This window comes from Actinomadura sp. NBRC 104412, from assembly GCF_030269515.1.
Lineage (GTDB): Bacteria > Actinomycetota > Actinomycetes > Streptosporangiales > Streptosporangiaceae > Spirillospora.
On record NZ_BSTM01000088.1, the window covers coordinates 1 to 1,139 of the forward strand.

The 1,139-nt window shown below is 65.7% G+C and carries 1 protein-coding gene; it reads left to right on the forward strand.

The features are described 5' to 3' along the window. Nucleotides 1-47 precede the first annotated feature (47 nt). The gene (locus tag QSK21_RS35835) at nt 48-1,139 is read left to right on the forward strand and encodes an IS630 family transposase (protein ID WP_285702209.1); all 1,092 of its coding nucleotides are present in this window, start codon (nt 48-50) and stop codon (nt 1,137-1,139) included.

The following is a 1,139-nucleotide window of genomic DNA, read 5'->3' on the forward strand; positions in this document are numbered from 1 at the left end:
CTAGTGTCCCGCGTCTGAAATTCGTTGAAGAAATGTAGGGTTGCTGGATGGCTCGCAGGGGTCGGCCGGTGGCCGAGGTGAGGTTGACCGATGAGGAGCGCGAGACGCTGGTGCGTTGGGCGCGGCGGGCGAAGTCGTCGCAGGCGTTGGCGCAGCGGTGTCGGATCGTGCTGGGCTGTGCGGACGGTAAGACGAACCAGGAAGTGGCTGCTGAGCTGGGGATCTGGCCGCAGACGGTGGGTAAGTGGCGGCGCCGGTTCGCCGAGCGGCGGCTGGAGGGTCTGGTGGACGAACCGCGGCCGGGCGCCCCACGCAAGATCACCGATGAGCAGATCGAGCAGGTCGTGGTGGCCACGCTGGAGCGAACACCCAAGGATGCCACCCACTGGTCGCGGGCGTCGATGGCGGCTGAGAGCGGGCTGAGCAAGTCGACGGTGGGCCGGATCTGGAAGGCGTTTCGTCTCAAGCCGCATCAGGTCGACACCTTCAAGCTCTCGAACGATCCGCAGTTCATCGACAAGGTCCGTGACGTCGTAGGCCTGTATCTGGACCCGCCGGAGAAGGCGCTGGTGCTGGCGGTGGACGAGAAGTCCCAGATCCAGGCCCTGGACCGGTCGGCGCCGGTGCTGCCGATGATGCCCGGCATGCCCGAACGCCGCACCCACGACTACCTGCGCAACGGCATCACCACCTTGTTCGCCGCCCTGGACGTGGCCAGCGGGCAGATCATCGGCTCGATCCACCGCCGGCACCGGGCGAGCGAGTTCCGCAAGTTCCTGGCCAAGATCGACAAACAGGTCCCGGCGGACCTGGAGGTCCACCTGATCTGCGACAACTACGGCACCCACAAGCACCCGACCGTCATCACATGGCTGGACGCCCACCCCCGCTTCCACATGCACTTCACCCCCACCTACTCCTCCTGGCTGAACCAGGTGGAGCGATGGTTCGGCCTGCTGACCCAGCAGCGCCTCCAGCGCGGCGTCCACAAGACCCTCCGCGCGCTGGAAAACGACATCCGCGACTGGATCAAGACCTGGAACAGAGACCCCAGGCCCTTCACCTGGACCAAGACCGCCGACGAGATCCTCGAACGCCTCGCCTCATATCTTGAACGGATTCCTGGCGCAGGACACTAG

Coding starts and splice junctions, on each gene's coding strand:
- QSK21_RS35835 (WP_285702209.1), top strand. CDS start 48: ATGGCTCGCAGGGGTCGGCCGGTGGCCGAGGTGAGGTTGACCGATGAG.